Annotated in this window: 25 protein-coding genes; 9 read left to right on the forward strand and 16 right to left on the reverse strand. The window is 68.9% G+C overall.

What is annotated here, in order from left to right; all coding sequences use genetic code 11:
- Positions 1 to 56 precede the first annotated feature (56 nt).
- On the reverse strand, positions 57 to 1130 hold the full coding sequence (locus tag MNR00_RS17015) for a LacI family DNA-binding transcriptional regulator (RefSeq protein WP_241927091.1): 1074 nt from the start codon (positions 1128 to 1130) through the stop codon (positions 57 to 59).
- Between the two features lie 60 nt (positions 1131 to 1190).
- On the opposite strand from MNR00_RS17015, the gene MNR00_RS17020 reads away from it, so the two are divergent.
- From MNR00_RS17020 to MNR00_RS17040, 5 genes are all read left to right on the forward strand, one after another.
- Positions 1191 to 2426, forward strand: coding sequence for an MFS transporter (locus MNR00_RS17020; RefSeq protein ID WP_241927092.1), 1236 nt, complete (start codon positions 1191 to 1193; stop codon positions 2424 to 2426).
- 9 nt (positions 2427 to 2435) lie between these two features.
- A complete protein-coding gene (gene nucS / locus MNR00_RS17025) occupies positions 2436 to 3131 on the forward strand; it encodes an endonuclease NucS (protein WP_241927093.1) in 696 nt (231 codons plus the stop codon).
- 19 nt (positions 3132 to 3150) lie between these two features.
- Entirely contained in the window at positions 3151 to 3810 is a 660-nt protein-coding gene (locus tag MNR00_RS17030) for an HAD hydrolase-like protein (protein ID WP_241927094.1), read from the forward strand.
- A gap of 72 nt (positions 3811 to 3882) precedes the next feature.
- Positions 3883 to 4332, forward strand: a complete 450-nt coding sequence (locus tag MNR00_RS17035) for a hypothetical protein (RefSeq protein ID WP_241927095.1) — start codon at positions 3883 to 3885, stop codon at positions 4330 to 4332.
- Positions 4333 to 4417: 85 nt separating this feature from the next.
- Positions 4418 to 5740, forward strand: coding sequence for a hypothetical protein (locus MNR00_RS17040; RefSeq protein ID WP_241927096.1), 1323 nt, complete (start codon positions 4418 to 4420; stop codon positions 5738 to 5740).
- 69 nt (positions 5741 to 5809) lie between these two features.
- On the opposite strand, the gene MNR00_RS17045 is transcribed toward MNR00_RS17040, so the two are convergent.
- Entirely contained in the window at positions 5810 to 6016 is a 207-nt protein-coding gene (locus tag MNR00_RS17045) for a cold-shock protein (RefSeq protein WP_087131957.1), read from the reverse strand.
- Between the two features lie 715 nt (positions 6017 to 6731).
- Between MNR00_RS17045 and MNR00_RS17050 the strand changes: the two genes are divergently transcribed.
- Positions 6732 to 6905, forward strand: coding sequence for a CsbD family protein (locus MNR00_RS17050; RefSeq protein WP_241927097.1), 174 nt, complete (start codon positions 6732 to 6734; stop codon positions 6903 to 6905).
- A 22-nt stretch (positions 6906 to 6927) separates the two neighbouring features.
- Entirely contained in the window at positions 6928 to 7986 is a 1059-nt protein-coding gene (locus tag MNR00_RS17055; RefSeq protein ID WP_241927098.1) for a YbdK family carboxylate-amine ligase, read from the forward strand.
- On the opposite strand, the gene MNR00_RS17060 is transcribed toward MNR00_RS17055, so the two are convergent.
- From MNR00_RS17060 to MNR00_RS17095, 8 genes are all read right to left on the reverse strand, one after another.
- Complete coding sequence (locus MNR00_RS17060; RefSeq protein ID WP_241927099.1) at positions 7935 to 9668, reverse strand: MFS transporter; 1734 nt, start codon at positions 9666 to 9668, stop codon at positions 7935 to 7937. The two genes, MNR00_RS17055 and MNR00_RS17060, sit on opposite strands and share 52 nt — an antisense overlap.
- A gap of 2 nt (positions 9669 to 9670) precedes the next feature.
- Positions 9671 to 10129: a DUF2871 domain-containing protein gene (locus MNR00_RS17065; protein ID WP_241927100.1), complete on the reverse strand. Its 459-nt coding sequence runs from the start codon at positions 10127 to 10129 to the stop codon at positions 9671 to 9673.
- Positions 10130 to 10157: 28 nt separating this feature from the next.
- Positions 10158 to 10775 (reverse strand): response regulator transcription factor, encoded by a 618-nt coding sequence (locus MNR00_RS17070; protein ID WP_241927101.1) that lies wholly within the window; start codon positions 10773 to 10775, stop codon positions 10158 to 10160.
- On the reverse strand, positions 10772 to 12028 hold the full coding sequence (locus MNR00_RS17075) for a sensor histidine kinase (RefSeq protein ID WP_241927102.1): 1257 nt from the start codon (positions 12026 to 12028) through the stop codon (positions 10772 to 10774). Before MNR00_RS17075 ends, MNR00_RS17070 begins: the two co-directional genes overlap by 4 nt.
- The gene (locus MNR00_RS17080) at positions 11994 to 14177 is read right to left on the reverse strand and encodes an MMPL family transporter (protein ID WP_241927103.1); all 2184 of its coding nucleotides are present in this window, start codon (positions 14175 to 14177) and stop codon (positions 11994 to 11996) included. Before MNR00_RS17080 ends, MNR00_RS17075 begins: the two co-directional genes overlap by 35 nt.
- Before the next feature lie 107 nt (positions 14178 to 14284).
- Positions 14285 to 15103, reverse strand: a complete 819-nt coding sequence (locus tag MNR00_RS17085; protein WP_241927104.1) for a hypothetical protein — start codon at positions 15101 to 15103, stop codon at positions 14285 to 14287.
- Positions 15100 to 15795 (reverse strand): ABC transporter ATP-binding protein, encoded by a 696-nt coding sequence (locus MNR00_RS17090; protein WP_241927105.1) that lies wholly within the window; start codon positions 15793 to 15795, stop codon positions 15100 to 15102. The genes MNR00_RS17085 and MNR00_RS17090 overlap by 4 nt, the downstream gene beginning before the upstream one ends.
- Positions 15792 to 16232, reverse strand: coding sequence for a GntR family transcriptional regulator (locus tag MNR00_RS17095; protein WP_241927106.1), 441 nt, complete (start codon positions 16230 to 16232; stop codon positions 15792 to 15794). Before MNR00_RS17095 ends, MNR00_RS17090 begins: the two co-directional genes overlap by 4 nt.
- A gap of 87 nt (positions 16233 to 16319) precedes the next feature.
- Between MNR00_RS17095 and MNR00_RS17100 the strand changes: the two genes are divergently transcribed.
- Positions 16320 to 16790 (forward strand): hypothetical protein, encoded by a 471-nt coding sequence (locus tag MNR00_RS17100; RefSeq protein WP_241927107.1) that lies wholly within the window; start codon positions 16320 to 16322, stop codon positions 16788 to 16790.
- 67 nt (positions 16791 to 16857) lie between these two features.
- Positions 16858 to 18408, forward strand: a complete 1551-nt coding sequence (locus tag MNR00_RS17105) for a multicopper oxidase family protein (RefSeq protein WP_241927108.1) — start codon at positions 16858 to 16860, stop codon at positions 18406 to 18408.
- 95 nt (positions 18409 to 18503) lie between these two features.
- Here MNR00_RS17105 and MNR00_RS17110 read toward each other — a convergent pair whose 3' ends face one another.
- From MNR00_RS17110 to MNR00_RS17135, 6 genes are all read right to left on the reverse strand, one after another.
- Complete coding sequence (locus MNR00_RS17110; RefSeq protein WP_241927109.1) at positions 18504 to 19376, reverse strand: M23 family metallopeptidase; 873 nt, start codon at positions 19374 to 19376, stop codon at positions 18504 to 18506.
- The gene (locus MNR00_RS17115; protein WP_241927110.1) at positions 19373 to 19906 is read right to left on the reverse strand and encodes a helix-turn-helix domain-containing protein; all 534 of its coding nucleotides are present in this window, start codon (positions 19904 to 19906) and stop codon (positions 19373 to 19375) included. The genes MNR00_RS17110 and MNR00_RS17115 overlap by 4 nt, the downstream gene beginning before the upstream one ends.
- Before the next feature lie 115 nt (positions 19907 to 20021).
- Entirely contained in the window at positions 20022 to 21473 is a 1452-nt protein-coding gene (locus MNR00_RS17120; protein WP_241927111.1) for an MFS transporter, read from the reverse strand.
- A 46-nt stretch (positions 21474 to 21519) separates the two neighbouring features.
- Positions 21520 to 22695 (reverse strand): NAD(P)/FAD-dependent oxidoreductase, encoded by a 1176-nt coding sequence (locus MNR00_RS17125; protein ID WP_241927112.1) that lies wholly within the window; start codon positions 22693 to 22695, stop codon positions 21520 to 21522.
- An 89-nt stretch (positions 22696 to 22784) separates the two neighbouring features.
- Entirely contained in the window at positions 22785 to 23048 is a 264-nt protein-coding gene (locus MNR00_RS17130) for a YHS domain-containing protein (RefSeq protein ID WP_241927113.1), read from the reverse strand.
- A gap of 50 nt (positions 23049 to 23098) precedes the next feature.
- Positions 23099 to 25393, reverse strand: a complete 2295-nt coding sequence (locus MNR00_RS17135) for a heavy metal translocating P-type ATPase (protein WP_241927114.1) — start codon at positions 25391 to 25393, stop codon at positions 23099 to 23101.
- Positions 25394 to 25437: the final 44 nt, after the last annotated feature.

Raw genomic sequence — 25437 nt, forward strand, 5'->3', positions numbered from 1 at the left:
TCATCCTGCGGAAGTGGAGTCGTCCTGTGAAGTTGAGGCGGCGTATGGATCTTCAGTCACGCCGGCGGCGGAGCCGTCGTCTCCCCCGGCTGGAACACACAGCGGAAGTGCACGGAGTCGGCACTCTCCCCCGCCAGCATCCGCGAGATCTGCTCCCCGGCGGCGCGCCCCTTCGCCAGCGCCGGCTGGGCGATCGTCGTGAGTTTCAGCGAGCCGATTCCGTCGGCCGAGATGCCGTCGAAACCGACGATACTGAGGTCCTCTGGCACCTGCAGACCCAGCTCTTCGGCCGCCCTGACCGCACCGACGGCCAGCAGATCGCTCTGCGCGACGATGGCGGTGGGGCGGTCGGCGCGCAGCGCCCCGTCGGCGTCTGCCAGCAGCATCCGAGCGCTGAGGATGCCCTCATCGACGAGGCTGCCGGCAGCCGATACGCCTGGGCCGTCCGGGTACACCTCGCGGAAGCCGGCAAGGCGGTCGAGTGCCACGTCGACCGTGCCATTCGCCACTCTCTCGGGGGTGAGCGGGATGCGCGCGCGCTCGGCGTCGAGCGCCAGCGTGATGGTCGCGACCTTCGTATGCCCCAAACGGAATAGATGGCCGGCGATCTCAGCGCTGGCCTCACGGTTGTCGAGGGTGACCTGCGGAACACCCTCTCCGGCATCCCCCTCGATCACCACCACCGGCAGGCCGCGCTGCAGCACGATCTCCATCGCCGTGCGCGCCCGCGCCGAGCATCCGATCAGTACGACGGCGTCGACCGGCGCCTCGGCGACCGGCGGCGCCTCGTTCTCGCGAGGATCGTCACGCAGCAGCAGCAGGCCGGCACTGGCATCGGCGAGAGCGTCGATCAGGCCGTCCATGACGACGGTGGTCACCGGATCGAGGAACGCATGACGCAGGTCGCCCCCGAGCACCACTCCGACGATGCCGCTGCGCCCGGTGCGCAGCGAGGCGGCGCGCGGATCGGGGCCGGTGTAGCCGAGTGCGGCGGCGGCGGCGAGCACGCGCTCGCGGGTGGCGTCGGCGACGTTGACCTTGCCACTGAAGACGACGGATGCCGTCGACGTCGAGACCCCGGCCTCCCGGGCCACATCGGCGATGGTCGGCCGACGCCCGCTGCTGCTCATGATCCGAGGATAACCCGGCCGGAAGCACATGCGTCGAATCGATTCGATTACGATGTTCTGATGGACACCGCCCTCACCCGTTCACAGTTCGTGCGCTGGCGCGCCGCGATCTTCGCCATCTTCCTCGCCAGCGGACTGTCGATCGCGACCTGGGCATCGCGGGTGCCGAGCATCGCCGAAGCCCTGCAGATCGACAAGGCGCAGATCGGACTGCTGCTGCTGGGCATGGGCATCGCCTCGATCATCGGCATCTCCACCGGGCCGCTCGTGATGGCGCGCACCGGCGCTCGGTTCGGAATGCTGATCATGATGCTGGTCTTCGGCACCGGTGTGCTGCTGATCGGGCTCGGCACTGACGTCTTCGGAGCGCTGCCGGTGGTGGTGCTCGGCATGGTGTTCTTCGGATACGGCAACGGCTCGGTCGACGTGATGATGAATGTCGAGGCGACTGCCATCGAGCAGCAGATGGGCAAGACGATCCTGCCCGTCTTCCACGCCTTCTTCAGCTTCGGCACCGTGATCGGCGCCGGCATCGGCGCGGGGGCGGCCATCCTCGGCCTCAACGTGGCCGTGCACGCTGCCATCATCAGCGCGGTGATCATCGCCGCTGCCTTCGTGTGCTTCTTCCAGGTGCCGGTGCGCGAGGCCGCACTCGACCCGACCCCCGAGGTCAAGGCGCCGTGGCGCGAGCGCGTGCACAATGCCCTCGAGGCCTGGCGCGAGCCCCGCATCTACGCCCTTGGCGTCGTGATGCTCGGCATGTCGTTCGCCGAGGGCGGTGCGAACGACTGGATCGCGCTCGGCGTCGTCGAGGGTCACGACCAGCCTGTCGGCATGGGGGCGCTCGCCCTTGCCGTCTTCTCGGTCGGCATGACCGTCGTCCGCCTGCTCGGCGGCCCGCTGGTCGATCGGTTCGGCCGGGTCATCGTGCTGCGCGTGCTCGCGGTGACGGCGGCATCGGGCATCCTCCTGTTCATCCTCGGCCCGTCGCTGCCGCTGGTGCTGCTCGGTGCCGCACTGTGGGGGATCGGCGCTTCGCTCGGCTTCCCGCTCGGCATGTCCGCCGCCGCCGACGATCCCGCCAAGGCGGCCGCCCGAGTGAGCGCGGCGGCGACCATCGGCTACATCGCCTTCCTCGGCGGTCCGCCGCTTCTCGGCCTGATCAGCGAGCACATCGGCCTGCTGAACACGCTGTACATCCTCGTCGTGCTCGTCATCATGTCGGGGCTGTTCTCCTCGGCCGCTCGGCCGCTGAAGGCCGAAGAGATGACCGCGGCCACCCGCGCGGACGGTTAGGCTCTTCGGGTGCGTCTCGTCATCGCCCGCTGCTCAGTCGATTACTCCGGTCGGCTCAACGCCCACCTGCCCCTGGCCACGCGCCTGCTGGTGCACAAGGGCGACGGGAGTCTGCTCGTGCACTCCGACGGCGGCAGCTACAAGCCGCTGAACTGGATGAGTCCGCCGTGCACGCTCGCCCCTGAGGTGCCGGGGGAGGACGAGTCGGATGCCGGCGTCATCGAAGTCTGGCGAGTGACCCACAAGAAGACCGGCGACGCGCTGCGCGTGCAGATCTACGAGATCATCCACGACTCCAACCATGACCTCGGCATCGACCCCGGTCTGCAGAAGGACGGCGTCGAAGCCGACCTGCAGCGGCTGCTCGCCGAGCAGGTCGATCTGATCAGCGAGGGCGCGACGCTGGTGCGTCGCGAGTTCCCGACGGCGATCGGGCCGGTCGACCTGATGGTGCGGGATGCCAATGGCGCGGCCATCGCGGTGGAGGTCAAGCGCCGCGGCGACATCGACGGCGTCGAGCAGCTGACCCGCTACCTCGAGCTGCTCGGTCGCGACCCGCACCTGTCGCCGATCACCGGCGTCTTCGCCGCGCAGGAGATCAAGCCGCAGGCCCGCGTGCTGGCCGAGGACCGCGGCATCCGCTGCGTCGTGCTCGACTACGAGGACATGAAGGGCATCGAGTCGGGCGTCCCCCGCCTGTTCTGACCGACCATAGGCTGGGGGAGTGAAGTACACCTGCATTCTCTGGGACGTCGACGGCACCATCGCGGACGCGTCAGCGGGCATCCTGCCCCGGCTGCGCCAGGTGTTCGCCTCGTACGGACTCGCTGAACCCGACGCCGACATCCTGTCCCAGTGGATCGGACCGCCGATGCTGGAGTCGTTCCAGAAGTTCGCGGGGATGGACAGGGAGCAGGCACAGGAGGCGGTGGCCAGGTACCGCGCACTGGCAGCGGCAGACGGCTATGCGGCCTCCGTCGACCTGTATCCGGGCGTCGAGGACGTGCTGCGCGCCGTGCACGCAGCCGACATCCCGCAGGCGACAGCCAGCACAAAGCCCGAGAACCAGGTGCAGGCGATCCTCGACCACTACGAGCTCACACCGCTGTTCACGGCCGTCTCCGGCGCCCGCGTCGGCGAGGTAGGCAACGACGACGGCAAGGCGTTCGTCATCGGGCAGGCACTTGAACGCCTCAGCGCGGCCGGCGTCGATGTGTCACGCCCGGTGCTGATCGGCGATCGTCACCACGACATCGACGGAGCAGCTGACCACGGAATCCCGGTGATCTTCTCGGATTGGGGTTTCGGAAGCGTCGAAGAGGCCGAGGGTGCACTCATCCGGGTCTCGGACGCACAGGAACTCAGGCGGGCACTGCTCGACTGATAGCGGGGTACTGTACCGTGGCCTAGGCGTGCCATGGCATGTCACGCACGATGAGGAAGTGAAGGAGCACCCGTGGCCGAGCAGTCATCCACCCGAAAGGTGCAGATCACTGTCCCCACGGCCGACACCAGCGTGATCGAGTGGCTTGCCCAGCAGCACTCCGCCTCTGAGTCGGTGCGCCGCCTGATTCGCGAGTCCGTCGCCCGCGAAGGATTCGTCGATGTCGCGAACCGGCCGGTGCGGCCGCCGGCGCAGCCCGTCTACGTCGCCGAGGCGCTGCCGTTCGAGGCGGATCCCGTCATCGAAGCGGACGCGCACATCGAAGCGGACGCGCACGTCGAAGCGGACGCGCACGTCGAAGCGGAACCGCAGGCCAAGGCGGCACCTCGGGCAAAGTCGGCACCTCGGGCCAAGGCGGAAGCCGCCGACGCTGACGTCGACGAAGCTCCCGTGAAGAGGTCCCGTGCGCGAACCGAGAGCGCGAGCGCCTCGGCGACGATCGACGATCTTCTCGGTCTGTGACCGGTTCTGCGCTGATCCACCATTGATTTCCCTCCCCCCGTGATCCCCCCCCATTGAACCGAAGACTCGGCACGAAAGGCTCCCCATGAGTTCGGACATCATCCATCTGACCGGCGGCATCGACGTCGGAAACGGCTACGTCAAGGGCATGATCCTCAACACCGACACGAATGTGCGGGATCGGATCGACCTGCCCAGTGCGATCGTGGCCACCCCCAGGCAGTCACCGAAGGTGCCACTGGAGGATGCCGAGGCTGCACAGGCCATGAACGACTCCGAAGAGGACTTCTACAACCGCCTCGACGCGTCGCTCTCGTCGCCGCTGGTCTCCGACAGCGACCGCCGCATCTTCGGGCGCTCGGCGCTCAGCGTGCGCGGCTCGGTGTTCAGCGAGTTCGAGGTGCACGACGGCCACGCCAGCAAGGCCGACCAGCAGCTGAGCAAGATCCTGGTGCTCGGTGTCTTCGCTGCGAAGGCGCTGCGTGACTACGTGCGCACACACGAGGCGCTTCCCGATCACGAGCTGCGCGTCAAGGTGCGCGCCGGCCTGGCCCTGCCGATCAGCGAGTTCGTCGCCCGCCGCTACGGGTACGCGGGGGAGTTCCTCGGATCCAAGGGCTCTGCAGTGCACCTGGTGACGATCAAGAACTTCAACACCCCGGTCAGCGTCCGCCTCGAGTTCGATGACGTTCAGGTCGTCGCCGAGGGCGCCTCGGCCCAGTACGCGATCTCCGACAAGGGCGAGCCGCTCGCCGATGCCCTGCTGACCGACCTGCGCTCGCGTGAGAAGGACGTCCTGCCCGGTGTGACCGGCGCTGACCTCGTGGCTGCGCAGAACACCATCGGCATCGACATCGGCGAAGGCACGGTGAACTTCCCGGTGTTCACCAACGGCCGGTTCAACGCCGAGGCCGCTTCCACACTCGACATGGGCTACGGCACGATCCTCGAGAACGCCCTCGACCGTCAGGACGAGGCCGACCTGCGCTTCACCAGCCGCAAGCAGCTGGCAGACTTCCTGCAGTCGACCCCGTCGGTGCTGCAGCGCAACCGCCACCAGCGCGCCGCGCGCCTGGTCGAGCCCGACGTGAAGCACCTCGTCGAGCAGATCCGCCGGTCGTTCAACGAGACGCTCAGCCAGTCCGGTGAGTCCACCGAGGTCGTCTACGTGTACGGCGGAGGGTCCGGTCCCATCAAGGACGAGCTCTACCCCGAGCTGATCAGCGCCGCAGGCGACGTGCCCGTGCTGTACCTGGATGCCCGGTACTCGCGACACCTCAACCGTGAGGGCCTGTTCCTCGCCGCACGCGCGGCAGAAGAGGCCGAGCAGGCAGCGCGCGCCGCGGTCGAGAGCGCGTCCGACGGAAGCCGTCGCGCCAACCGCCGCGAGACGAAGGCATCTGCCTGATCCGTCGTCCGGACATAGAAGAACCCCGCCGGCGCTGCGATCGCAGTCCGGCGGGGTTCTCTTTCCGCCTCAGAGAGGGCGGATGTTCTCAGCCTGCAGGCCCTTGGGGCCCTGCGCCACATCGAACTCGACGCGCTGGTTCTCGTCGAGCGAGCGGTAGCCGCTGGAGGTAATGGCGGAGTAGTGCGCGAAAACGTCGGCGCCACCGTCGTCAGGGGAGATGAAGCCGAAGCCCTTCTCCGAGTTGAACCACTTGACTGTGCCCTGGGTACTCATTTACTGCCGTTCTGCTTGTTGCTATGCCGACGCAGGATGCACCGACTGCGCTAACGCTATCCCAGGCGACCCTCCCGTCAACAGCACTCAGCAGATGGTGATGTAAACGTTGCAACCGGATTTCCGTCGGATCTGGCCCGCCAGCCCCGGAATCACGCGGGTGCCGCACCTTGTCGGGCCCCGGTGCGCGCGGAAAAAAATGATGGCCCTCATCGCGGGGGGAGCGATGAGGGCCGAAGACGACCGGAGGGTGCGTCAAGTTCAGCATACACAGTTTCGAAGGAGTTTGTCCCCCAAAAGGGGGACAAAACACAAAATCGGTGAGAAGATGTGTGTGGTCGCTCATCCAGCACACTGGGGACACTGCTGTAGAGAGATCAAGCCGCATGTGTTGATCGCCGGGTACTGGGGAGTCTCCGTCGCCGGCTGGGGCCGGCGAAAGCGATCAGATCTCGTCACATGCTCTTTCACACCAAGGGAGGAACGGTTCGGAATCCACCGGATTCCGGCCCCCTCCTGTGAAGGACCTAGCGGGGTTGCTGCAGGCTCGGAGAGAAGCGGACGATAGCACCGACTCTCTCCGAGCCGCGCATGACCGTCTTTAGCGCGCGTCTCTCACGCTGTCAATCCCGTAGGCGCACGCCGTCCGCGATGCGACGCTGGCACCTCCACATCACACCGGGCGGCGATCCCGCCCACAACGGAGGGAGCGACCATGGGAGCCATGGACGACGCCAAGCACAACACTGAGAAGCTCGTCGGCAAGGCGAAGGAGAAGCTCGGCGACGCGACCGACAACGAGAAGCTCCAGGCCGAGGGAAAGCTCGACCAGGTGAAGGCGGATGCCAAGAAGGTCGGCGACGACGTCAAGGACGCCTTCGACAAGTGATCATCCACCGCAACGAGGAGTGATGTCCCACACGCGGTTCGGCGTCGAGGAGGAGTTCATCCTTCTCGACGCCGACGCGCTCGTCCCGCTGACAGGAGCGGAGCTCGGCGCCCAGGTGCTCGGGCCGGCCGAGGCGGGCGGGCGGATCACCTCGGAGTATCTGACCAGCCAGTTCGAATGTGCCACCGACCCGGTGCATACCCTCGCCGATGCGGCCGTGCAATTGAGCGGCATGCGCAAGATCCTCGCCCACCATGCACCGCCGAAGTCGCTGATCGCTGCCACCGGTGCCCCCTTCGCGCAGTCCGGTGGGCCTGCGATCTCCGCATCCGATCACTATGACGACGTGTCGACCCTGCTCGGCGAGCTCACGCGCCAGCACGCGGTCAACGGACTGCACGTGCACATCGAGGTCGCGGAGGATGAGCAGCGGGTGCGCGCGCTGCGTCGACTGCGCGCGCACCTGCCGGTGCTGCTGGCGCTGAGCACCAACTCGCCGTTCGCGAACGGGGTGCCCGCTCACCTCGCCAGTTGGCGCAGCGTGCTGATCCGGCGCCTGCCGGTGTCGTGGGCGCCGCCCGCTTTCCGCGACGCCGACGACTATCACCGCACCGTCGACCGGCTGGTGCGGATCCAGCTGCTTCCGTCCCGCGCATCCGTGGCATGGGCGGTGCGGCTCTCAGAGCAGTACCCGACGGTCGAGGTGCGCGTCGCCGACGCACAGCTGCAGGTCGGTGACGCACTGCTGCTGGCCGCACTCATGCGCGGCCTGGTGTGCGCCGAGGATTTATCGGATGCCACGGCACCGCCCTCCGAACTGGACGGTTCGCAATGGCTCGCCGCACGGCACGGGATGAGCGCACGGTTCTTCACGCCAGAGGGCGACGTCGAAGACGCGTGGACGGCGTGCGATCGGATGCTGGAGCGCATCCGACCCGCGCTGATCGCGGTCGGCGACGAGGAGTTCGTCGACGAGCGTCTCGCCCTCCTGCGCGCCGCAGGCACCGGCGCGGAACGTCAGCGCGCGGCCTACGCCACCGGCGGCACCGCATCGCTGGGGACGCTGCTGGCGTCGGGCTGAACGGTGTGGCTGCGCTCCGCCGCCTGCTCGGACTTCTTCGCCTCCACCCGCAGTCGCAGTGCACCGACCAGACCAAGCAGCAGGAACAGCGCCGCGAACAGCAGCGACCAGCGCGTGGCATCCGAGAATCCATCGGCCAGAGCGTTGACCGCGGCCGTCGTGTGCTCGCCGAACGGACTGGCATCGCCCTGCGCGCGCAGCTGCATGATCGTCGTGCCCGCCGACTCGCGCGTGGCGTCCGCGATCTGATCCGCGCTCTTGCCGGTGATGCCGGCATCGTCGAGCGCGGCGGGAAGGGTGATGGCGAGGGCCATCGCCAGCGCCGCCCCCGAGAACGCCGTGCCGAGGGCCGAGCCGATCTGACGCACGGTGCTCTGCGTGGCGGATGCCTGCCCTGACACGCCGACGGGGATGTCCCGCAGCACCGTGCCGGTGAGCTGCGCCGAGGCGAGCCCCAGCCCGAGCCCGTAGACGATCAGCGGCAGCGCGATCACCCAGCCCGAGGTGTCGGGCCGGATGAGGACGGCGAGGATGAGGATGCCGATGACCTCGAGGCCCAGACCGATCAGCACCACCCCTGGCGCCCCGAAACGCACCGCGAGGTGCCTGGCCGCAGCTCCGGAGGCGAAGGCGCCGAGCGCCATTCCTGCCAGTACGAGACCTGCGCCCATGACGTCGAGACCGAGCGCGTTGACGAGGTAGAGAGGGAGCACGAACAGCAGGGCGAACTCGCCGATGGCGACCATGGCCGCGGTGATGTTGCCCCACGAGAATGTCGCGAACGAGAACAGCTCCAGGTCCAGCAGCGCCGAGCGCTGCACCTTCGCGCGGTGCCGTTCCCATACGACGAACAGGGTGAGTGCCACGAGGGCGACCGCGAGCGCGATCGGGACGATCGACACGGCAGCATCCGACGGCCACTGCCAGCCGAACAGCGAGAAGTCGCCCGTCGGCTTCCACCAGCCCAGATCAGGGCCCTCGATGACCGCGAACACGAGCGCGCCGAAGCCGATGCCGCTCAGCAGCGCACCGTCGACGTCGGCGCCGGGGCGCGGTTTGCCGCCCTTGGTCTCTGGCACGGTGAAGAGCGCTGCGATGAAAACCAGCGCGCCGAGCGGGATGTTCACCAGGAAGATCCAGTGCCAGGTGGTCCACTGCGTGAGCGCGCCGCCGGCGAGAGGGCCGATGGCCGCTGCCCCCGAGATCACGGCGCCCCACACCCCGAATGCCGCCGCGCGGTACTTGCCGCGGAACACGGCGTTCACGGTCGACAGCGTCGACGGCATGATCAGCGCGGCGCCCACAGCCTGCACGGCGCGCGCGCCGATCAGCAGCCCAGCCGAGGTCGACATGGCCGCGAACAGGCTGCCGCCGACGAAGATGATCAGTCCCGCCAGGAACAGTCTCTTGCGCCCCCAGCGGTCCGCGAGCTTGCCGGTCGACAGCAGCAGGGCGGCCAGCAGCACGGCGTACAGGCTGTTGACCCATTGCGCGTCTGTGAGGTTGAGCCCCAGGTCGCTGATGATCGCAGGCAGCGCGACGCCGACGATCGTGCCGTCGAGCACGATCAGCCCGAGGCCGATCGCGAGCACGCCGAGCCCCAGCCACTCCCGGCGTGTGGGGGCGTCCTCGCGTCCGGCGGCTGTGTCGTCGGTGCGCGGCGTGCTCGCGGAGGAGGACATGATCAGGCGGCGTTCGACTGCGTCGTGTCGGATGCCGGGGCCGAGCCCACAGAGGCGTTGACGGCCCGACCGAGGGCGATGAAGAGGATGATCATCGCCGCGGTGAGCAGGATGTGCCCGAGTCCGGCGATTCCGGAGATCATCGCGTTCGATTCCTCGCCGAGCACCGTGAGGCTGCCGTGCCAGACCATCATGCCCGCCGTGAGCACGATGCCGGCGTTGTACAGCCAGAAGAACCAGCCGAACAGCTTGGGGCTGCGGGATATCGTGAACAGCTTCTCGAGCGCCAGCAGGATCAGCAGCACGATGAACCCGAGGGTGAGCAGGTGCGTGTGGACGACGGCGAGCTGCGTGTACGTCCCCTCGGGGAATGCGTTCGCCTTGGTGAACTCGCGGTAGAACAGGCCGGAGGCGACGCCGAGCACCATATAGACGAATGCGGCGTTGAACAGCTTCTTCATGGGATTCCCTTCTTTCTGTGGTTGCAGGTCAGATCAGGCCGGTCTCGCGCGCCACGTGCACGGCGCGCGAGCGGCTGTCGACCTCGAGCTTGGTGAAGATGTGCGCGAGGTGACTCTTCACGGTCGCCTCGGTGACGAAGAGGGTGCGGGCGATCTCTTTGTTCGCCGAGCCTTCGGCGAGCAGTCGCAGCACCTCGATCTCACGATCGGTGAGCTTGGGCAGCGGGTTGCGCATGCCCTTGAGCACTCGATTCGCGAGGTCGGGGGCGAGCACCATGTCTCCCGCGGCGGCGCGGCGGATGCCCTCGATGATCGCCTCCGGTGCGGCATCCTTCAGCAGGTAGCCGGCCGCACCCGCCTCGATCGCACCGAGGATCTCGGCGTCGCGGTCGAAGGTCGTGAGGATCACGACCGCCGGTGCCGGGATGAGCGCGCGCAGCGCGGTGGTGGTCTGGATGCCGTCGATTCCGGCGCCGAGGCGCAGATCGCACAGCACGACGTCTGGCCGCAGATGCGCGGCGAGGGTGATCGCCTCCTCGCCCGTTGCGGCTTCGCCGACGACCTGCACGGCATCGCCGTCGAGCACGGCGCGCAATCCGCTGCGCACGACGGGGTGATCGTCGACCAGCAGCACGGTGGCGGTCATGGTGTCGTCTCCGTCCGCGGGCGCAGCGGCAGATGCGCGGATATCGCCGTGCCCTCGCCAGGGGTGCTCTCGATGTCGAGGCCGCCGCCGAGCTCGCGCAGGCGGGCGCGCATGAACCGCAGTCCGTAGCTGGACGCGCCTGCACCGGCATCCGACTCCCACGCGGCCAGGTCGAACCCGGCGCCGTCGTCGATGATGTCGAGCCGCACGACGTCGTCGGCGTCGATGAGACTCATCACGACGCGGGTCGCCCCGGCGTGCAGGCGCACGTTCGCGAGGCCGGACTGGGCGATGCGCAGCAGCGCCACCTCGACCTCGGTGGACAGGATCGGCAGGGTGTCGTCGATGTGCAGCTCGGCCTGGAGCCCCGCCTCGTCGTGCGCGCGATCCAGCATCCGCTGCAGGGCCGCGGTGAGCGCGTCGTCTTCGAGCTCGGCCGGCGCGAGCGACTCGACGATGCGGCGCACGTCGGCGAGGCTGTCGCCCGCGAGCTTCTCGACCTGACCCAGCGTGCGCACGGCATCCGCGTCGTCGGTGCGCGCGGCGCCGGCGTGCGCGAGCAGGCGGATGGAGGAGAGCCCCTGCGCGATGGTGTCGTGGATGTCGCGCGAGATGCGGGTGCGTTCGGCGATCGCCCCGGACTGGCGCTGCGCGTGCGCGAGCTCGTCCTGCAGCTCGGCCATCTCGTGCTGGGCCCTGGTGAGCGAGGCGACCAGGATCTCGCGCTCGGCGGCGTCCTTGAGCAGCTGCAGGTAGCCGCGTGAGATCCCGAAGGCGAAGACGCCGCCGATCAGCGGGCCGAACACGTTGGCGTAGCTGGTGGCGCCGTGGTGCAGGATCGGGGCGACGACCACGACCGCCAGGACGACGACCGAGAAGACCAGGCCCCAGCGCAGGGTGAGCAGGTGGCCCGCGAGCAGCCAGAGCAGGAACGCCAGCCAGACGAACTCCGCCGACACGCTGACCGCTGCGATCCAGACCGCGGCGAAGCCGATCAACCACCACATCGAGAGGGTGCGCGACGGGTTCCTGGCCAGCAGCACCGCTCCGGCGACGTGCCAGACGAGGATCGCCACTCCGGTGATGATCGCGACGGGTGCGGCGACTCCGTCGCCGATCGCGCGCACGACGCCGATCGTCGTCAGCAGCGCGGCCATCAGGTACTGACCGATCTCCATCGCGCGCACCGCCGGTCCTGCGACCGCCGATGCGGCAGCGTCAGCGCGCGTCAGCGGTGCGCCTACGAGGCTCATGGTTGCTCTCTCCATCCCGCCCGTTCTCATCATCATCCTGCCGGTTTCCCGGCTCGTCGTGGGGATTCGAACCCAGTTCCCTGTCATTCGGGCGCTCATCCCTGCGATTCGGGCGTCCCGGCCACCAGATGCGGTCGCCCACGATGCTGAAGATGGCCGGCACCATAACGGTGCGCACCACCAGGGTGTCGACGATCACGCCGACTCCGACGATCAGACCAAGCTGGCCGAGCGTGACCAGTGGCAGCACACCCAGCGCGGCGAAAACTCCGGCCAACACGATGCCGGCGCTGGTGATCACACTGCCGGTGTGGGCGACGGCCTCGACCATGCCGGCCTTCGTGCCCTTGCGCACCGACTCGGCCCTGGCGCGGTGCACGAGGAAGATCGTGTAGTCGATGCCGAGAGCCACCAGGAAGAGGAACGCCAGCAGAGGGACCTGCAGGTCGAGGGCGTGCTGGCCGAACAGCATCCGACTCAGCCACGCGCCGGCGCCGATCGCCGCGAGAGCACTGGCGACGTTGACGAGCAGAAGCAGCACGGGGGCGACGAGCGAGCGCAGCAGCATCAGCAGCACCAGGAAGCTCACGGCGAGCACCAGCGGCGCGATCAGCCAGAAATCATGAAGGTTGCCGGCCCTGGCATCCACATCGGTGGCGACGGCGCCGCCGACGACGGCATCCGCGCCGGGAACCGCGTGCACCGCATCGCGGAGCTCGTCGATCTGCGCGAGGCTCTCGCCGGTGCTTGGCGCGTACTCGCTGGTCACCATGATCTTGGTGAGCGTGCCGTCATCGGTCGTGGCAACGGGGTGGGCGCGCACCACGCCATCGACGTCGTCGGCAGCCGCCACGACCTCATCGGCCGCGTCGGCGTCGGCGATCACCCAGATCGGCTGCGCCTCACCGGCCGCGAAGTGCGCCGAGACGACCTCGAGTCCGGCCGCGGATTCGGACTGCACGCGGAACTTCTCGACCTGATCCAGGCCGACCGACGTGCCGATGAGTCCTGCGGCCATCACGGCGAGGAGGGCGACCCCGGCGAGCAGGCTCACCACGGGGCGGCGGACGACGCCGGTGGCGATGCCGCGCCAGACGCGGCCCTGCGGGCGGGTGTCGCCTGGGCGGGGCACGAACGGCCAGAACACCTTGCGTCCGCAGACCGCGAGGAACGGCGGAAGCACGAACAGCACGGCGGCGAGCGCGATGAGCAGGCCGATGGCCGACGAGACGCCGAGACCGTGGGTGCCGGGGGTCACCGCGAGCACGAGGGTCAGCAGCGCCAGCACGACGGTGACGTTGGACGCCAGGATCGCCGGCGCGGTCTTGCGCCAGGCGGTGCTGAGCGCGTGACGGTGATCGTCATCCTGCAGCAGCTCTTCGCGGTAGCGCGAGATCAGCAGCAGGGCGTAGTTGGTGCCGGCGCCGAACACGAGCACGCTGACGATGCCGGAGTCGAACTGCAGGTCCCACTGCGCGGCGGCCGCGGCCGTCATCCGGCCGGCCAGGCCGTCGGCGAGCGCGACGACGGTGAGCGGAATCAGCCAGAGCACGGGGGAGCGGTAGGTGATGATCAGCAGCAGGGCGACGATCAGGATGGTCACCAGCAGCAGCGTGAAGTTGGCTCCCTCGAACGATGCGGCGATGTCGGCGCCGAACGCCGGCCCGCCGGTGACCTGCAGGGTGAGTCCCTCAGGGGTGTTGTCGGCGAGGTCGGCGCGCAGCGTCTTGATCACCTGAGCCGTGTCGGTGTTGCTCTCGCCCACCTTGATCGGGGCGACGAGCAGCGCAGCATCGCCGTCATCGCTCACCAGCGGACCGGTCGATGCGGCGTCGGTCTGCTCGTCGAGCACCGGCAGCAGCCCCTCCAGGTCGGCGATGTCAGCATCCGACAGCACAGCGCCGTCGTCGCGCGTGGCGACCACGAGCACAGACTGCCGGTCGGCGTTCGGGAACTCCTGCATCAGCTCGCTCGCCTGCGCGGACTCGGAGTTCGCGGGCGCCTGGGCGTTGCCGGCGGGCGCCTTGGCCGAGCCGAACGCGCCGAACAGCGCGACCATGATCAGCAGGCCGATGCCGAGCGAGATCCACGCTCCGCGGCGCGAGGTGAGTCGGTCTGAGAAGCGGGAAGAGGGTGGAGTGGATGCCATGACATCCACTCCACCAAGATCGACGCCGCACGGCATCGGGCACCGGGACGAACCCGTTCTCATCCTTTTGGGTGATGGCGGATTCGTCGCAGGTCACCCGCGCCCGATCAGCGCAGCGACGTGCGCCGCTCGACCGATCGTGCGCCCCACCAGGCCAGCAGCGCCATCACGACGATGGTCGTGACCACGAAGCCGAGGCCGAGCACCTCAGGCTGAGCCCCCGGGTCGTCGATGGCCGCCAGGACTCCGTCCAACATGCCCTGAGGCACCAGCTCACCGGCATCCGGTCCCGTCAGTCGGATGCCGAAGGGGATGAACAGGATGCCGATGAACGTGACCACCTGCATGACGACGTACAGGATCACCGCTCCGATGACCGGGGCGCCGAAGCCGAGGTGGTTGTAGCGTCCCTCGGCGCCGATCGTCATGATGGCGGCGCCGACGATCACCAGGTACGCGAGCTGCAGAATTATCGCCAGCACCCCGAGCCATGCCATCCACGGCTCGATCGCCGCCAGCCCGTCGCGGATGAAGATCGCCGGGTCCTGGCGCTGCGAGAGCGCGAGGGCGGAGGCGGCACCCAGCAGCCCGACAGCCGTCACGACGAGCGCGAGCAGTGAGATGATGACGCCGTAGAGCACCTTGGTGAGGAACAGCGTGCGTCCGCGCACCGGGATGGTCATCGTGAAGTACCCCTCGCGCCCGTACATGCTGCGCCAGTAGTTCTCGGCGAGCAGACCGAGCACGATCGGCGTGATGAGCACGATGATGACGATTCCGAAGCCAAGGCCGAGCGTGCCCAGCACGGGAACGCGCAGCGCGACGAGCGTCAGGGCGACGGCCGCGATCAGCAGCAGCACGCCGACCGTCACGAGCAGGTTCTTGCGCGTGGATCGGAGCTCTTGGGCGAACAGTGAGCCGATCATGATGCGTACACCTTTCGGAAGAGCGCGTCGAGGCTGACGCCATGCTCGGCACGCAGCTCGTCGGCGCCGCCCTGCAGCAGCACTCCGCCCTCGCGCAGGAACACCACGGAGTCGACGATCTGCTCGACGTCCTGGATCAGATGGGTGGAGACGAGCATCAGCGCGTCCTCGTCGAAGTTCGAGAGGATGCCGCGCAGGATGACGTCGCGGGAGGCAGGGTCGACGCCGGAGATCGGCTCGTCGAGCAGATACACCTTCGCGCGGCGCGACATGGCCAGCGAGATCTGCACCTTCTCACGCATGCCCTTGGACATCTCCTTCAGCGTGCGGTCCCAGGGAAGGCCGAAGAAGTCGATCATCTGGCGGGCCTTGTCCGCGTCGAAGTCGGCGAAGAACCGGGCGTACTGGGCGATGGAGTCGGCGGGTCTGTGCGCGTCAGGCAGGAAAGAGGCGTCGGGCAGGAAGGACACCAGCGCCTTGGAGTCCGGTCCTGGAACCTGGCCGGCCACGGTCACCTCGCCATCCCATTCGGCGAGCACTCCGGCGAGGATCTTCAGCAGCGTGGTCTTGCCCGACCCGTTGTCGCCCATCAGGCCGACGATCTGACCGGGTGCGAGGGCGAGGTCGAGCCCGTGCAGTGCGGGGCGTCCGCGATAGGCCTTGGTGAGGCCCGTGATCTCGATGGCGTTCATCGGGCGTCCTTTCTGTCGTTGTCGTCGCTGTCTTTGTCGTCGCGGTCCTTGTCGCCACAGTCGTTTTCGAGCGGCGCGTCGACGTGCGCCCAGCGTTGGGCGAGCAGATCGGATGCCTCGCTGAGGGTCAGCCCGATACCTCGGGCCGCGGCGACGAATCCGTCCGCGGTGGATGCCGCGAGCGCGGCGCGCCCGTCGGCGACGAGGTGCTCGTCGCGGGTGACGAAGCGGCCGGCGGTGCGCTCAGGGGTGGTCAGGCCGAGACGGTCGACCTCACCGAGCGCCTTCTGCACCGTGTTGGGGTTGACACCAAGCTCGAGGGCGAGTTCGCGCACCGATGGCACCTTGGCCCCTGGCATCCACTCGCCCGCGGCGATGCGCCGACGGAACTCGTCGACCAGCTGAGCCCAGATGGGGCGGGACTCGTCGATCTGCATGTGTCTTACTGTATTACAACACTAATACAGATGCAAGATCTTCGGACTCAGTGCCGATTCATACCCCCACCGGGTATGCTCGCGGACGTGACGGAATCCGCACGCAGCCGACTGAGCGCACCGCGTGGTGCACTTACGATCGCGCTGGCCGTGCTCCTCACCCTCGGACTACTGGGCATGCACGCGCTGTCGGGCGTCGCTCTGCCGAGCACTGCGCCGGACACCGCCCACAGCGCCCCGCATCTCGATCCCGGCTCCGCCACGCACCCCGACTCAACCACCGCCGCACATGCCGCGGATGCGGTCGTCTCGCACCATGCCCCGGTCCATCCGCAGTCGCCGAGTGACGGGCATCCGCTCGCCGTCTGTCCCGCCGACCCCGGCGGTGACGGCACGATGTGCCTGCCGGGCCCGATCATCCCGGTCGCCGTCTCGGCCGAACCGCCGGCGACCGGGCCGGCGCGGGCCACCCTGACCGATGACGCCGTCGCGTCGCCACCTCGCGATCCGCGCCGCTTCGCACTCTCTCCGCTCGAACTGTCGATCAGTCGCACCTGAACTCGGCCCGCGCAGGCCCGCCTGCCATGCCGCTCTCACTCACCGACGACACGAAAGACCGTTCACCATGCCTGACTTCATCGACCGCCGACGCTTCCTCGCGCTCGGCGCACTCACGCTCGCGACCGCCAGCCTCGCCGCCTGCACTCCGCGATCGTCCACCTCCTCGTTCATCCCGCCGACCGGCGCACCCGTCGCCGAGACCGAGGCCGGCCGCAGACTCAGCGGCAACACGGTCCGCCACGCGCTGACGGCCGCCCCGACCACACTCGATCTCGGCGGCACCACAGTCGACACCTGGGCGTACCGGGGCGCCTCGGCGACCGAGCCGATCCGCGCCGCGGTCGGCGACATGCTGCAGGTGAGCATCGAGAACGCCCTGCCCGAGCCCACCAGCATCCACTGGCACGGCATCGCGCTGCGCAACGACATGGACGGCGTCCCGCACCTCACACAGGATCCGATCGCCCCCGGCGGCTCGTTCACCTACGAGTTCGCGCTGTCGCATCCGGGCACTTACTGGTTCCACCCGCACTCCGGCACCCAGCTCGATCGCGGGCTGTACGCGCCGCTGATCATCGACGATCCAGCCGAGCCCGGCGATTACGACCAGGAGTGGATCCTCGTGCTCGACGACTGGCTCGACGGCGTGACCGCCACCCCCGACGAGGTGCTCGCCGAACTCGCCCAGGGCATGGACATGGGCGGGATGGATCACGGCGACATGGACGGAATGGACCACGGCGACATGGGCGACGGCGGCGCGGACCCCATGCGCATGGGGAACATGCTGATGGGCGCCACCTCCGACCTGCTCGGCGGCGATGCCGGCGACGTCTACTACCCGCTGTACCTCATCAACGGCAGATCCCCGCAGGACCCGGCGACGTTCACGGCGAAGCCGGGGCAGCGCATCCGCCTGCGCATCCTCAACGCCGGCGGCGACACGGCCTTCCGGTTCGGGATTCCCGGGAATCCGCTCACCATCACCCACACCGACGGCTTCCCGGTCGACCCCGTCGAGGCCGAGAGCGTCGTGCTGGGGATGGGGGAGCGCTACGACGCGGTCATCACGGTCGCCGACGGGGCCTTCCCGATGATCGCCGAGGCGATCGGCAAGCAGCAGCAGGCGATGGCCATCCTGCGCACCGGATCCGGCGCGAAGCCCCCGGCCGATGCGAAGCTGCCGCAGTCCCGACGCCCCGCCATGGCATCCGACCTGCGCGCGGCCTCCGCCGTCGGTCTGAAGAAGCGCTCCGCTGTCCGCACGCTGCGCTTCGAGCTCACCGGCGGGATGGCGAAGTACGACTGGGGCATCAACGGCCGCCGGATGGACATGGAGCAGCCGCTGCGCGACGCCGTCGCGATCGCCGAGGGGGAGCGGGTCGCGGTGGAGTTCGTGAACTCGACCACGATGTGGCATCCCATGCACCTGCACGGGCACACCTACCAGCACGCCGACGGCGGGCCGCGCAAGGACACCTCGATCGTGCTGCCCGGCCAGACGCTGCGGGTGGAGTTCGACGCAGACAACCCGGGGCAGTGGCTGACGCACTGCCACAACCTGTACCACGGCGAGTCGGGCATGATGGCGACCGTCGCGTACGAGCAGCGCTGAGGCGCGGGGCGACTGCGGCGATCGTGGGTGGGCACGGCGGCATCCGATGCCCCGCCCACGGGCGCCGCACGGCGCCCGTCAGCGGTCCGGCGGCCTCAGCGCACGCGACTGTCGCGCACCGCCACCGTCAGGTGTTCCCCGTTCTTCGGCAGTCCGTCGATGCGCTCGGGACTGTCGTCGATGACGATGTCGGCGAAGGCCATGGGGATCCCCTGCGCCGTCAGCAGTGATCGCCGGTCCATCAGCTGGGCGTGCACGTGCGGTTCGCTGCTGTTGCCCGAGTTGCCGCACCGGCCGATCTGCTGTCCGGCGGCGACGGTCTCGCCGACTCGGACGCTCACCGAGTGGCGCTGCAGGTGGGCGATCGCCGCGTGGGTGCCATCGGCGGCGCGGATGATGACGTGGTTGCCGAGGATGAAGCCGGGTCCGCCCAGTTCGCGGACCGCGCCCTCGACCATCAGGTAGAGCACGGCGAGCAGGGTGGAGCGCGAGCGATGATCGCGTCGCCACCCCGAGGCGCGCACGACGACGCCGTCGATCATCGCGAAGACGGGTTCGCCGAAGGCGGGATAGTCGTTCGGATGCCGCATCGCCGAACCTTCTCCGAAAACAGGTCGCGGCCGGTCGAGCGGATCGGCGATCAGGTCGATCGCATAGGTCTGGCCATACATGCGGATGCCATGACTCGGCACGTTCGATGCGGGGCTGTTCAATGCCTGCCACCTGCCGCGCACCGGCGAGGTGACGGTTTTCGCGTCGAGCGTGGGCAGCAGCCTGGGGCCGACGAGCGCGAGCACGAGGGTGATCGCGAAGACGACGATCGCACACAGTGCGACGAGGCTGCGCAGTTGGCGTACGCCGTCGCCGAACGAGATTCCGCTGGTGAGGGCGATTGCGACGAGCACGATCACAGCCGGCAGGTAGAGCAGTCCGCGAATCCGGTAGGCCGCGAGCGCGAGGCGCTTCATCGCTCCACTCCGAGCACGCAGGCGAGCAGAGGCACGATGCGGGCCGCGGGAACCTCGTAGCTGCCCCGGCCGCCCTGACGCACCCACCCGGCCGCCACGAGCTGGCGCAGGTGGTGGTGCAGCTGGCCGGTCGTGCCGAGCCCCTCGATCGCGGCGAGACCGGCGGTGGTCTGCACGCCCGACAGGATGTGGCGCAGCAGCTCGACGCGCACCGGATGCCCGAGTGCGGCGAACACGGCGGCGTGATCGCTCCAATCGACCTCGAGCATGCCGGCTGTGCCGGCGGCCTGCTGCCAGGCCACCGGAGCGCCGGTCGGCAGAGTGAGCGAGCCGACCAGCATCACGGCGCCTTCCGCCGTCACGGCATCGTCGGCGAGGCGGGCGTTCAGCCCTTCCAGGGCCCAGAACGCGTCGCCGTCGACGGTAGGCGCGGCCCGATTGCCGGCGCCGCCGCGCTGACTCTCCAGCGCATCGAGGCGGCCGGCGAGGTCTCGGATCTGCTGTCGGAGTTCGTCCATCTCGGCAGTCATGCCTCATACCATACGTTAAAACGTACTTACGTAGTAGTGACATGACGTGAGGGCGGTGGACACGACCATCCGTGTCCACCGCCCTCCGTGCTGCACTCAGGGTGCCGTTACGTCATCACGCATCGAGGCCGGTGCGCGCGTGACGCCCGCGGAAGAAGATCATCGTCAGCAGCGCGCCCAGCAGTGCCAGGGCTCCCGCTGCGATGAACGCCGCCGAGTAGCCCTGGGTGAGCGCCTCAGGATCACCCAGCTGTCCGGCACCGAAAACCGCCGCGATCGCCGAGACGACAGCGAGACCGACCGCCGAGCCCACCTGGTAGCTGGTGTTCACGATGCCCGAGGCGAGTCCGCCCTCCTGCGGCGGTGCCGCCGAGATCGCGGTCTGCAACGACGGCACGAAGGCCAGCGCCTGCCCGAAGGCGACCACGAGCGAGGGCAGGAAGGCGTCGATCCAGTAGTTCCCGTCAGGGCGGATGAAGGCCATCCACGCGAGGCCGACCGCGAGGATCAGCAGACCGGCGACGATCGGCACCTTGGTGCCGAAGGCGGCGACCACCCGCGGCGCCAGCAGGATCATGCCCACCATGATGAGGGTGGTCATCGGCAGCAGCGCGGCCCCCGCGGGGAAGGCCGTGAAGCCCAGCACCTGCTGCAGGTAGAGGTTCAGGAAGAACCACATGGGGATCCAGGCGGCTCCGAGCATCACCTGAGCGAGGTTCGCCGCGCCCAGGTTCGGCGAGCGGAAGATCGACAGCCGCACGAGCGGCTCGCGCTTGGCGCGCTGGATGATCAGGAACAGCGCCAGCAGCACCACGCCGATGCCGAGCGCGATCCACGTCTCGGCGGATGCCCAGCCGACGACCTCCGAGCGGACGATGCCGTACACGAGCGCCGCCAGACCCACGGTCACGGTGAGCGCGCCGATGACGTCGACCGACCCGCGCGCGCCGACCTTGCCGCCGGGCAGCGACTTCCACATGAAGATGAGGACGATGACCGCGATCGGCACGTTGATGAAGAACACCCATGGCCAGGATGCGAACTCGGTGATGACGCCGCCCAGGAACACTCCGGCCGTGCCGCCGGCCGGAGCCGCGGCGCCGTAGAACGCCATCGCCTTGGTGAGCTCGCGCGGGTTGGAGCCGAAGAGCATCATCAGCATGGTCAGTGCCGCGGGCGCGATGAGCGCCGAGCCGGCGCCCTGCAGCACGCGTCCGATCAGCTCGGTCGGCACGTCACCGGCGAAACCGGCGACGAGCGATCCGACGCCGAGGATGACCCAGCCGGTGGCGAACATCTTGCGCGGGCCGAACAGGTCGGACAGGCGGCCGCCGAGCAGCAGCAGTCCGGCCAGAGCGATGACGTAGGCGTTGAACACCCATGAGAGGGTGTTCGGCGTGAAGCCGAGGTCGGTCTGCATCTGCGGCAGGGCGACGCCGATGATCGACGAGTCCATGATGACCATGAACTGTGCGAAGGCGATGATGGTGAGTCCCCACCACCGCGCGTTTCCTCGGGGTGAGGCGGTACCGCTCGCTGTCGCGGTACCTCTGGTTGACGATGACACGATGACTCCGTTCTGGTGAAGTGGTTGCGTTGCGTTCAGGGATGGGTCAGGTGCTGCCCAGCGCGCTCGTGGACGAATCCGCCGGGAGCGGCGGCGAACAGGGGTCGTTCGCCCACTGGTAGACGGCACCGACGGCGTCGATGCCGCTGACGCCGACCGCGACGTGCGCCACGCGGTGAACCACGGCGAGTCCGCTGTCAGCCGCGACGTGCTCCTCGTCCCCGACCAGCAGTCCGGCCCCGGCGATCGCTCGGCCGTGCACCATCGCCAGATAGGGACTGTGCGGCTCATAGGCTCCGGGGTCGTCCGCGCCGGTGAGGTCGTGCAACACAGCTTGCGCGGCATGCGCCCCCTGCGCTGCGGCGTCGTCCCAGTGGTCGATGCGCCAGTTGCCGCGCAGGGCGTCGCGATGCCAGGCGGTGCCGCCGGCGGCGTACACGCCCGGGGCGACCCGCAGTCGGAGGTCCACGTCGACGCCGTCCTGCCACGGCCAGGGCCCCGAGGGGATCGTGCCGAGCGCCACCAGCAGCAGGTCGGCGGCCTCGACGCTGCCGTCGTCCAGGGTGAGGAGCAGCGCGCCGTCGCGGTGATCCACCGCGGTGAGGGAGCGCCCGAACCGCGTGCGCACGCGCTCTTCATGGGCGCGGGCGACTCGCTCGGCGACCGGCGCACCGAACGTCGCGAGGCCGGGCACGGCGCTGCGGGCGATGAGCGTGACCTCGCGCCCGTCGTCGCGCAGGCTCGAGGCCGATTCCGAGCCGATGACGCCACCTCCATAGATCGCGACCCGTGCAGACGGTGCGAGGCCGCTCAGCACATCGCGCACGCGCAGGGCGTCGTCGAGCGTGTGCAGCACGGTCACGCGTGCGGATGTGGTCGCCGTTCCCACGATCTCGGCGGGCAGCGGACGTGGCCTGCTGCCGGTGGCGACGAGCAGGGCGTCGAAGTCGATCGTCCGACCGGATGCCAGGGCGACGACCTTCGACGGTGCGTCGATCCGGATCGCCGTGTCGGCGATGACCTCGACGGAGGGCAGGGCGGTGGCGACGAGTTCCGCCGGGGTCGACCCGAAGGCCACGCTCTTGATGAGCATCCGCGTGTAGGCGGTCTCTCCGGTGCGCGCCACGAGAGTCACCCGGACGTCCGCGTGGGACGACAGGATCCGGGCGGCTGCCACGCCGGCCGCGCCGGCGCCGATGATGACGACGTGTCGTTCTGTCATTTCTCTTCCTGACGAAGGCTGTTCATGGGGATCCGCATGCTCGGGGGGCGCAGTCCGGATGCCGGCTGCGCCCCCGAGCACGCGAGGTCTCATGCCACGTTGGCGGCGTACTTTGCGGGGTCGGAGTCGAAGGCGGGTCCGCAGCCTGCGCAGCAGAAGTAGTAGCGCTGGCCGTCGTGGTCGCGGAACAGTCCGGCCGCCTCGGCGACCTTCTTGTTCACCGGGCTTCCGACCATCACGGGGCAGGTGGTCATGTCGTCGGCGCCGGCCAGCAGGTTCTGGCGCCCGTCTGCGATGGGGCCTGCCGGTGCGGTGCTGCAACAGCTGGAGGCGGCCTGGGTCTCTTCGTTCATGTCGTTCAATGCCTTTCGCATCGGGATTGGGTGGGGTGGATGCCGCGGCGTCACTTTCCGGCGACGCTGCGGAATCCGCGCAGGCGAAGGCTGTTGCCGACGACGAAGACGCTGGAGAACGCCATCGCCGCGCCTGCGAGCATGGGGTTGAGCATGCCGAGCGCGGCGACGGGGATCGCCGCCACGTTGTAGGCGAAGGCCCAGAACAGGTTGGTCTTGATCGTGCCGAGCGTCTTGCGGGAGAGGCGGATGGCATCCACCGCGCTGCGCAGGTCGCCGCGCACGAGGGTGATGTCGGCGGCCTCGATCGCGACGTCGGTGCCGGTGCCCATCGCCAGACCCAGATCGGCCTGGGCGAGTGCGGGGGCGTCGTTGACGCCGTCGCCGACCATCGCGACGACCTTCCCCTCCATCTGCAGCCGGGTGACCACATCGACCTTCTCCTGAGGCAGCACCTCGGCGTAGACGGTCTCGATGCCCACCTCGGTGGCGATCTGGCGAGCGACCGCCTCGTTGTCGCCGGTCAGCAGCACCGGAGTGAGGCCGATCTGCTTGAGCTGCGCGATCGCTTCGGCGCTGGTGGGCTTGACCGTGTCGGCCACGACGAGGACGCCGCGGGCCCGTCCGTCCCAGCCGATGGCGACGACGGTCTTGCCCTCGCCCTCGGCACGCGCCTTGGCCGAGGCCACCTCGCGCGACAGGTGCTGCGACCAGTCGGCGAGCAGCGACTCGCGCCCGACGACGACGGGCACGCCGCCGATCATGCCCTGCACGCCCTTGCCCTCGATGTTGGCGAAGTCCTCCAGCGGGGGCAGTTCTCCGACCTCCTGGGTGGCACCCTTGGCGATGGCCTGCGCGATCGGGTGCTCGGAGGCATCCTCCAGCGCACCGGCGTAGCGCAGCAGCTCGGCCCTGTCGACGCCCGGCTCGGTGATCACGTCGACGAGCGTCATCCGCCCCGAGGTGACGGTGCCGGTCTTGTCGAGCACCACGGTGTCGACCCGCCGGGTGGACTCGAGCACCTCGGGTCCCTTGATGAGGATGCCCATCTGGGCGCCGCGACCGGTGCCGACCAGCAGAGCCGTCGGCGTGGCGAGACCCAGCGCGCACGGGCAGGCGATCACGAGCACGGCCACCGCTGCGGTGAAGGCCGCCGCCACGGGGAATCCGGCGCCGAGCCAGGCGCCGAGGGCCACGACGGCGATGACGATCACGATCGGGACGAACACGCCTGAGATCCGGTCGGCCAGGCGCTGCACCTCGGCCTTGCCCGTCTGCGCGTCCTCGACCAGCTTCGCCATCTGCGCGAGCTGCGTGTCGGCGCCCACTCGTGTGGCGCGCACGACCAGGCGTCCGCCGGCGTTCACCGTCGCGCCCGCGACGCTGTCTCCCTCACTGACTTCAACGGGCACGGATTCGCCGGTGAGCATCGAGGCGTCCACCGCCGAGGTGCCTGAGACGATCACCCCGTCCGTGGCGATCTTCTCGCCGGGGCGCACGATGAACTCGTCGCCGACGCCGAGCTCATCGATGGGGATCTTCGTCTCGATCTGGGTCCCTGAGCCCGCCGAACGGCGCAGCACAGCGACCTCTTTGGCACCCAGTTCGAGAAGGGCGCGCAGTGCGGCTCCGGCCTGTCGCTTCGACCGCTTCTCGAAGTAGCGGCCGGCGAGGATGAACATCGTCACGCCGGCGCCGACCTCGAGGTAGATGTTGGCGGCGCCGTCGGACGGCGCGATGGTGAACTCGAACGGGTGCGTCATGCCCGGAGTGCCGGCGGTTCCGAAGAACAGCGCGTACACCGACCAGAGCAGCGCAACAGAGGTGCCCATCGAGATCAGGGTGTCCATCGTGGCGGTGCCGTGCCTGAGGTTCGTCCAGGCCGCCTTGTGGAACGGCCAGGCACCCCACACGATCACCGGGGCAGCCAGGGCGAGCGAGGCCCACTGCCAGTAGGTGAACTGCAGTGCGGGGATCATCGCCATCGCGATCACGGGCACCGTGAGCACGATCGATCCGATCAGCCGCTGGCGCAGCGTCGTCAGTTCGGGGTCGGCATCGCCGTCGGCGGTGTCGTCCGAGTCTGCACCGGCCGTGCGAGGGCGGTCGGGCTTCGGCAGCGTCGCGCTGTAGCCGGTCTTCTCGACCTCGGCGATCAGCAGCGTCGGGTCGTACCCTTCAGGCACGGTGACCTTGGCCTTCTCGGTGGCGTAGTTCACGGTGGCCGTCACGCCGTCGATCTTGTTGAGCTTGCGCTCGATGCGGTTCGCGCACGAGGCGCAGGTCATTCCGCCGATCACCAGTTCGATTCCTGTGCCATCGGCAGCAGGCGCGGATGTGCTCATGATGTGCTCTTCCTTCTCTCTCGTCTTCGACGCACGCGATGCGG

This window comes from Microbacterium sp. H1-D42 (assembly GCF_022637555.1).
Lineage (GTDB): Bacteria > Actinomycetota > Actinomycetes > Actinomycetales > Microbacteriaceae > Microbacterium.

Excerpts from the sequence above, each read along its gene's own strand:
- MNR00_RS17015 (WP_241927091.1), bottom strand. The coding sequence starts at position 1,130 with ATGAGCAGCAGCGGGCGTCGGCCGACCATCGCCGATGTGGCCCGGGAG.
- MNR00_RS17020 (WP_241927092.1), top strand. The coding sequence starts at position 1,191 with ATGGACACCGCCCTCACCCGTTCACAGTTCGTGCGCTGGCGCGCCGCG.
- MNR00_RS17040 (WP_241927096.1), top strand. The coding sequence starts at position 4,418 with ATGAGTTCGGACATCATCCATCTGACCGGCGGCATCGACGTCGGAAAC.
- MNR00_RS17045 (WP_087131957.1), bottom strand. The coding sequence starts at position 6,016 with ATGAGTACCCAGGGCACAGTCAAGTGGTTCAACTCGGAGAAGGGCTTC.
- MNR00_RS17050 (WP_241927097.1), top strand. The coding sequence starts at position 6,732 with ATGGGAGCCATGGACGACGCCAAGCACAACACTGAGAAGCTCGTCGGC.
- MNR00_RS17055 (WP_241927098.1), top strand. The coding sequence starts at position 6,928 with ATGTCCCACACGCGGTTCGGCGTCGAGGAGGAGTTCATCCTTCTCGAC.
- MNR00_RS17060 (WP_241927099.1), bottom strand. The coding sequence starts at position 9,668 with ATGTCCTCCTCCGCGAGCACGCCGCGCACCGACGACACAGCCGCCGGA.
- MNR00_RS17065 (WP_241927100.1), bottom strand. The coding sequence starts at position 10,129 with ATGAAGAAGCTGTTCAACGCCGCATTCGTCTATATGGTGCTCGGCGTC.
- MNR00_RS17070 (WP_241927101.1), bottom strand. The coding sequence starts at position 10,775 with ATGACCGCCACCGTGCTGCTGGTCGACGATCACCCCGTCGTGCGCAGC.
- MNR00_RS17075 (WP_241927102.1), bottom strand. The coding sequence starts at position 12,028 with ATGAGCCTCGTAGGCGCACCGCTGACGCGCGCTGACGCTGCCGCATCG.
- MNR00_RS17080 (WP_241927103.1), bottom strand. The coding sequence starts at position 14,177 with ATGGCATCCACTCCACCCTCTTCCCGCTTCTCAGACCGACTCACCTCG.
- MNR00_RS17085 (WP_241927104.1), bottom strand. The coding sequence starts at position 15,103 with ATGATCGGCTCACTGTTCGCCCAAGAGCTCCGATCCACGCGCAAGAAC.
- MNR00_RS17090 (WP_241927105.1), bottom strand. The coding sequence starts at position 15,795 with ATGAACGCCATCGAGATCACGGGCCTCACCAAGGCCTATCGCGGACGC.
- MNR00_RS17095 (WP_241927106.1), bottom strand. The coding sequence starts at position 16,232 with ATGCAGATCGACGAGTCCCGCCCCATCTGGGCTCAGCTGGTCGACGAG.
- MNR00_RS17105 (WP_241927108.1), top strand. The coding sequence starts at position 16,858 with ATGCCTGACTTCATCGACCGCCGACGCTTCCTCGCGCTCGGCGCACTC.
- MNR00_RS17110 (WP_241927109.1), bottom strand. The coding sequence starts at position 19,376 with ATGAAGCGCCTCGCGCTCGCGGCCTACCGGATTCGCGGACTGCTCTAC.
- MNR00_RS17115 (WP_241927110.1), bottom strand. The coding sequence starts at position 19,906 with ATGACTGCCGAGATGGACGAACTCCGACAGCAGATCCGAGACCTCGCC.
- MNR00_RS17125 (WP_241927112.1), bottom strand. The coding sequence starts at position 22,695 with ATGACAGAACGACACGTCGTCATCATCGGCGCCGGCGCGGCCGGCGTG.
- MNR00_RS17130 (WP_241927113.1), bottom strand. The coding sequence starts at position 23,048 with ATGAACGAAGAGACCCAGGCCGCCTCCAGCTGTTGCAGCACCGCACCG.
- MNR00_RS17135 (WP_241927114.1), bottom strand. The coding sequence starts at position 25,393 with ATGAGCACATCCGCGCCTGCTGCCGATGGCACAGGAATCGAACTGGTG.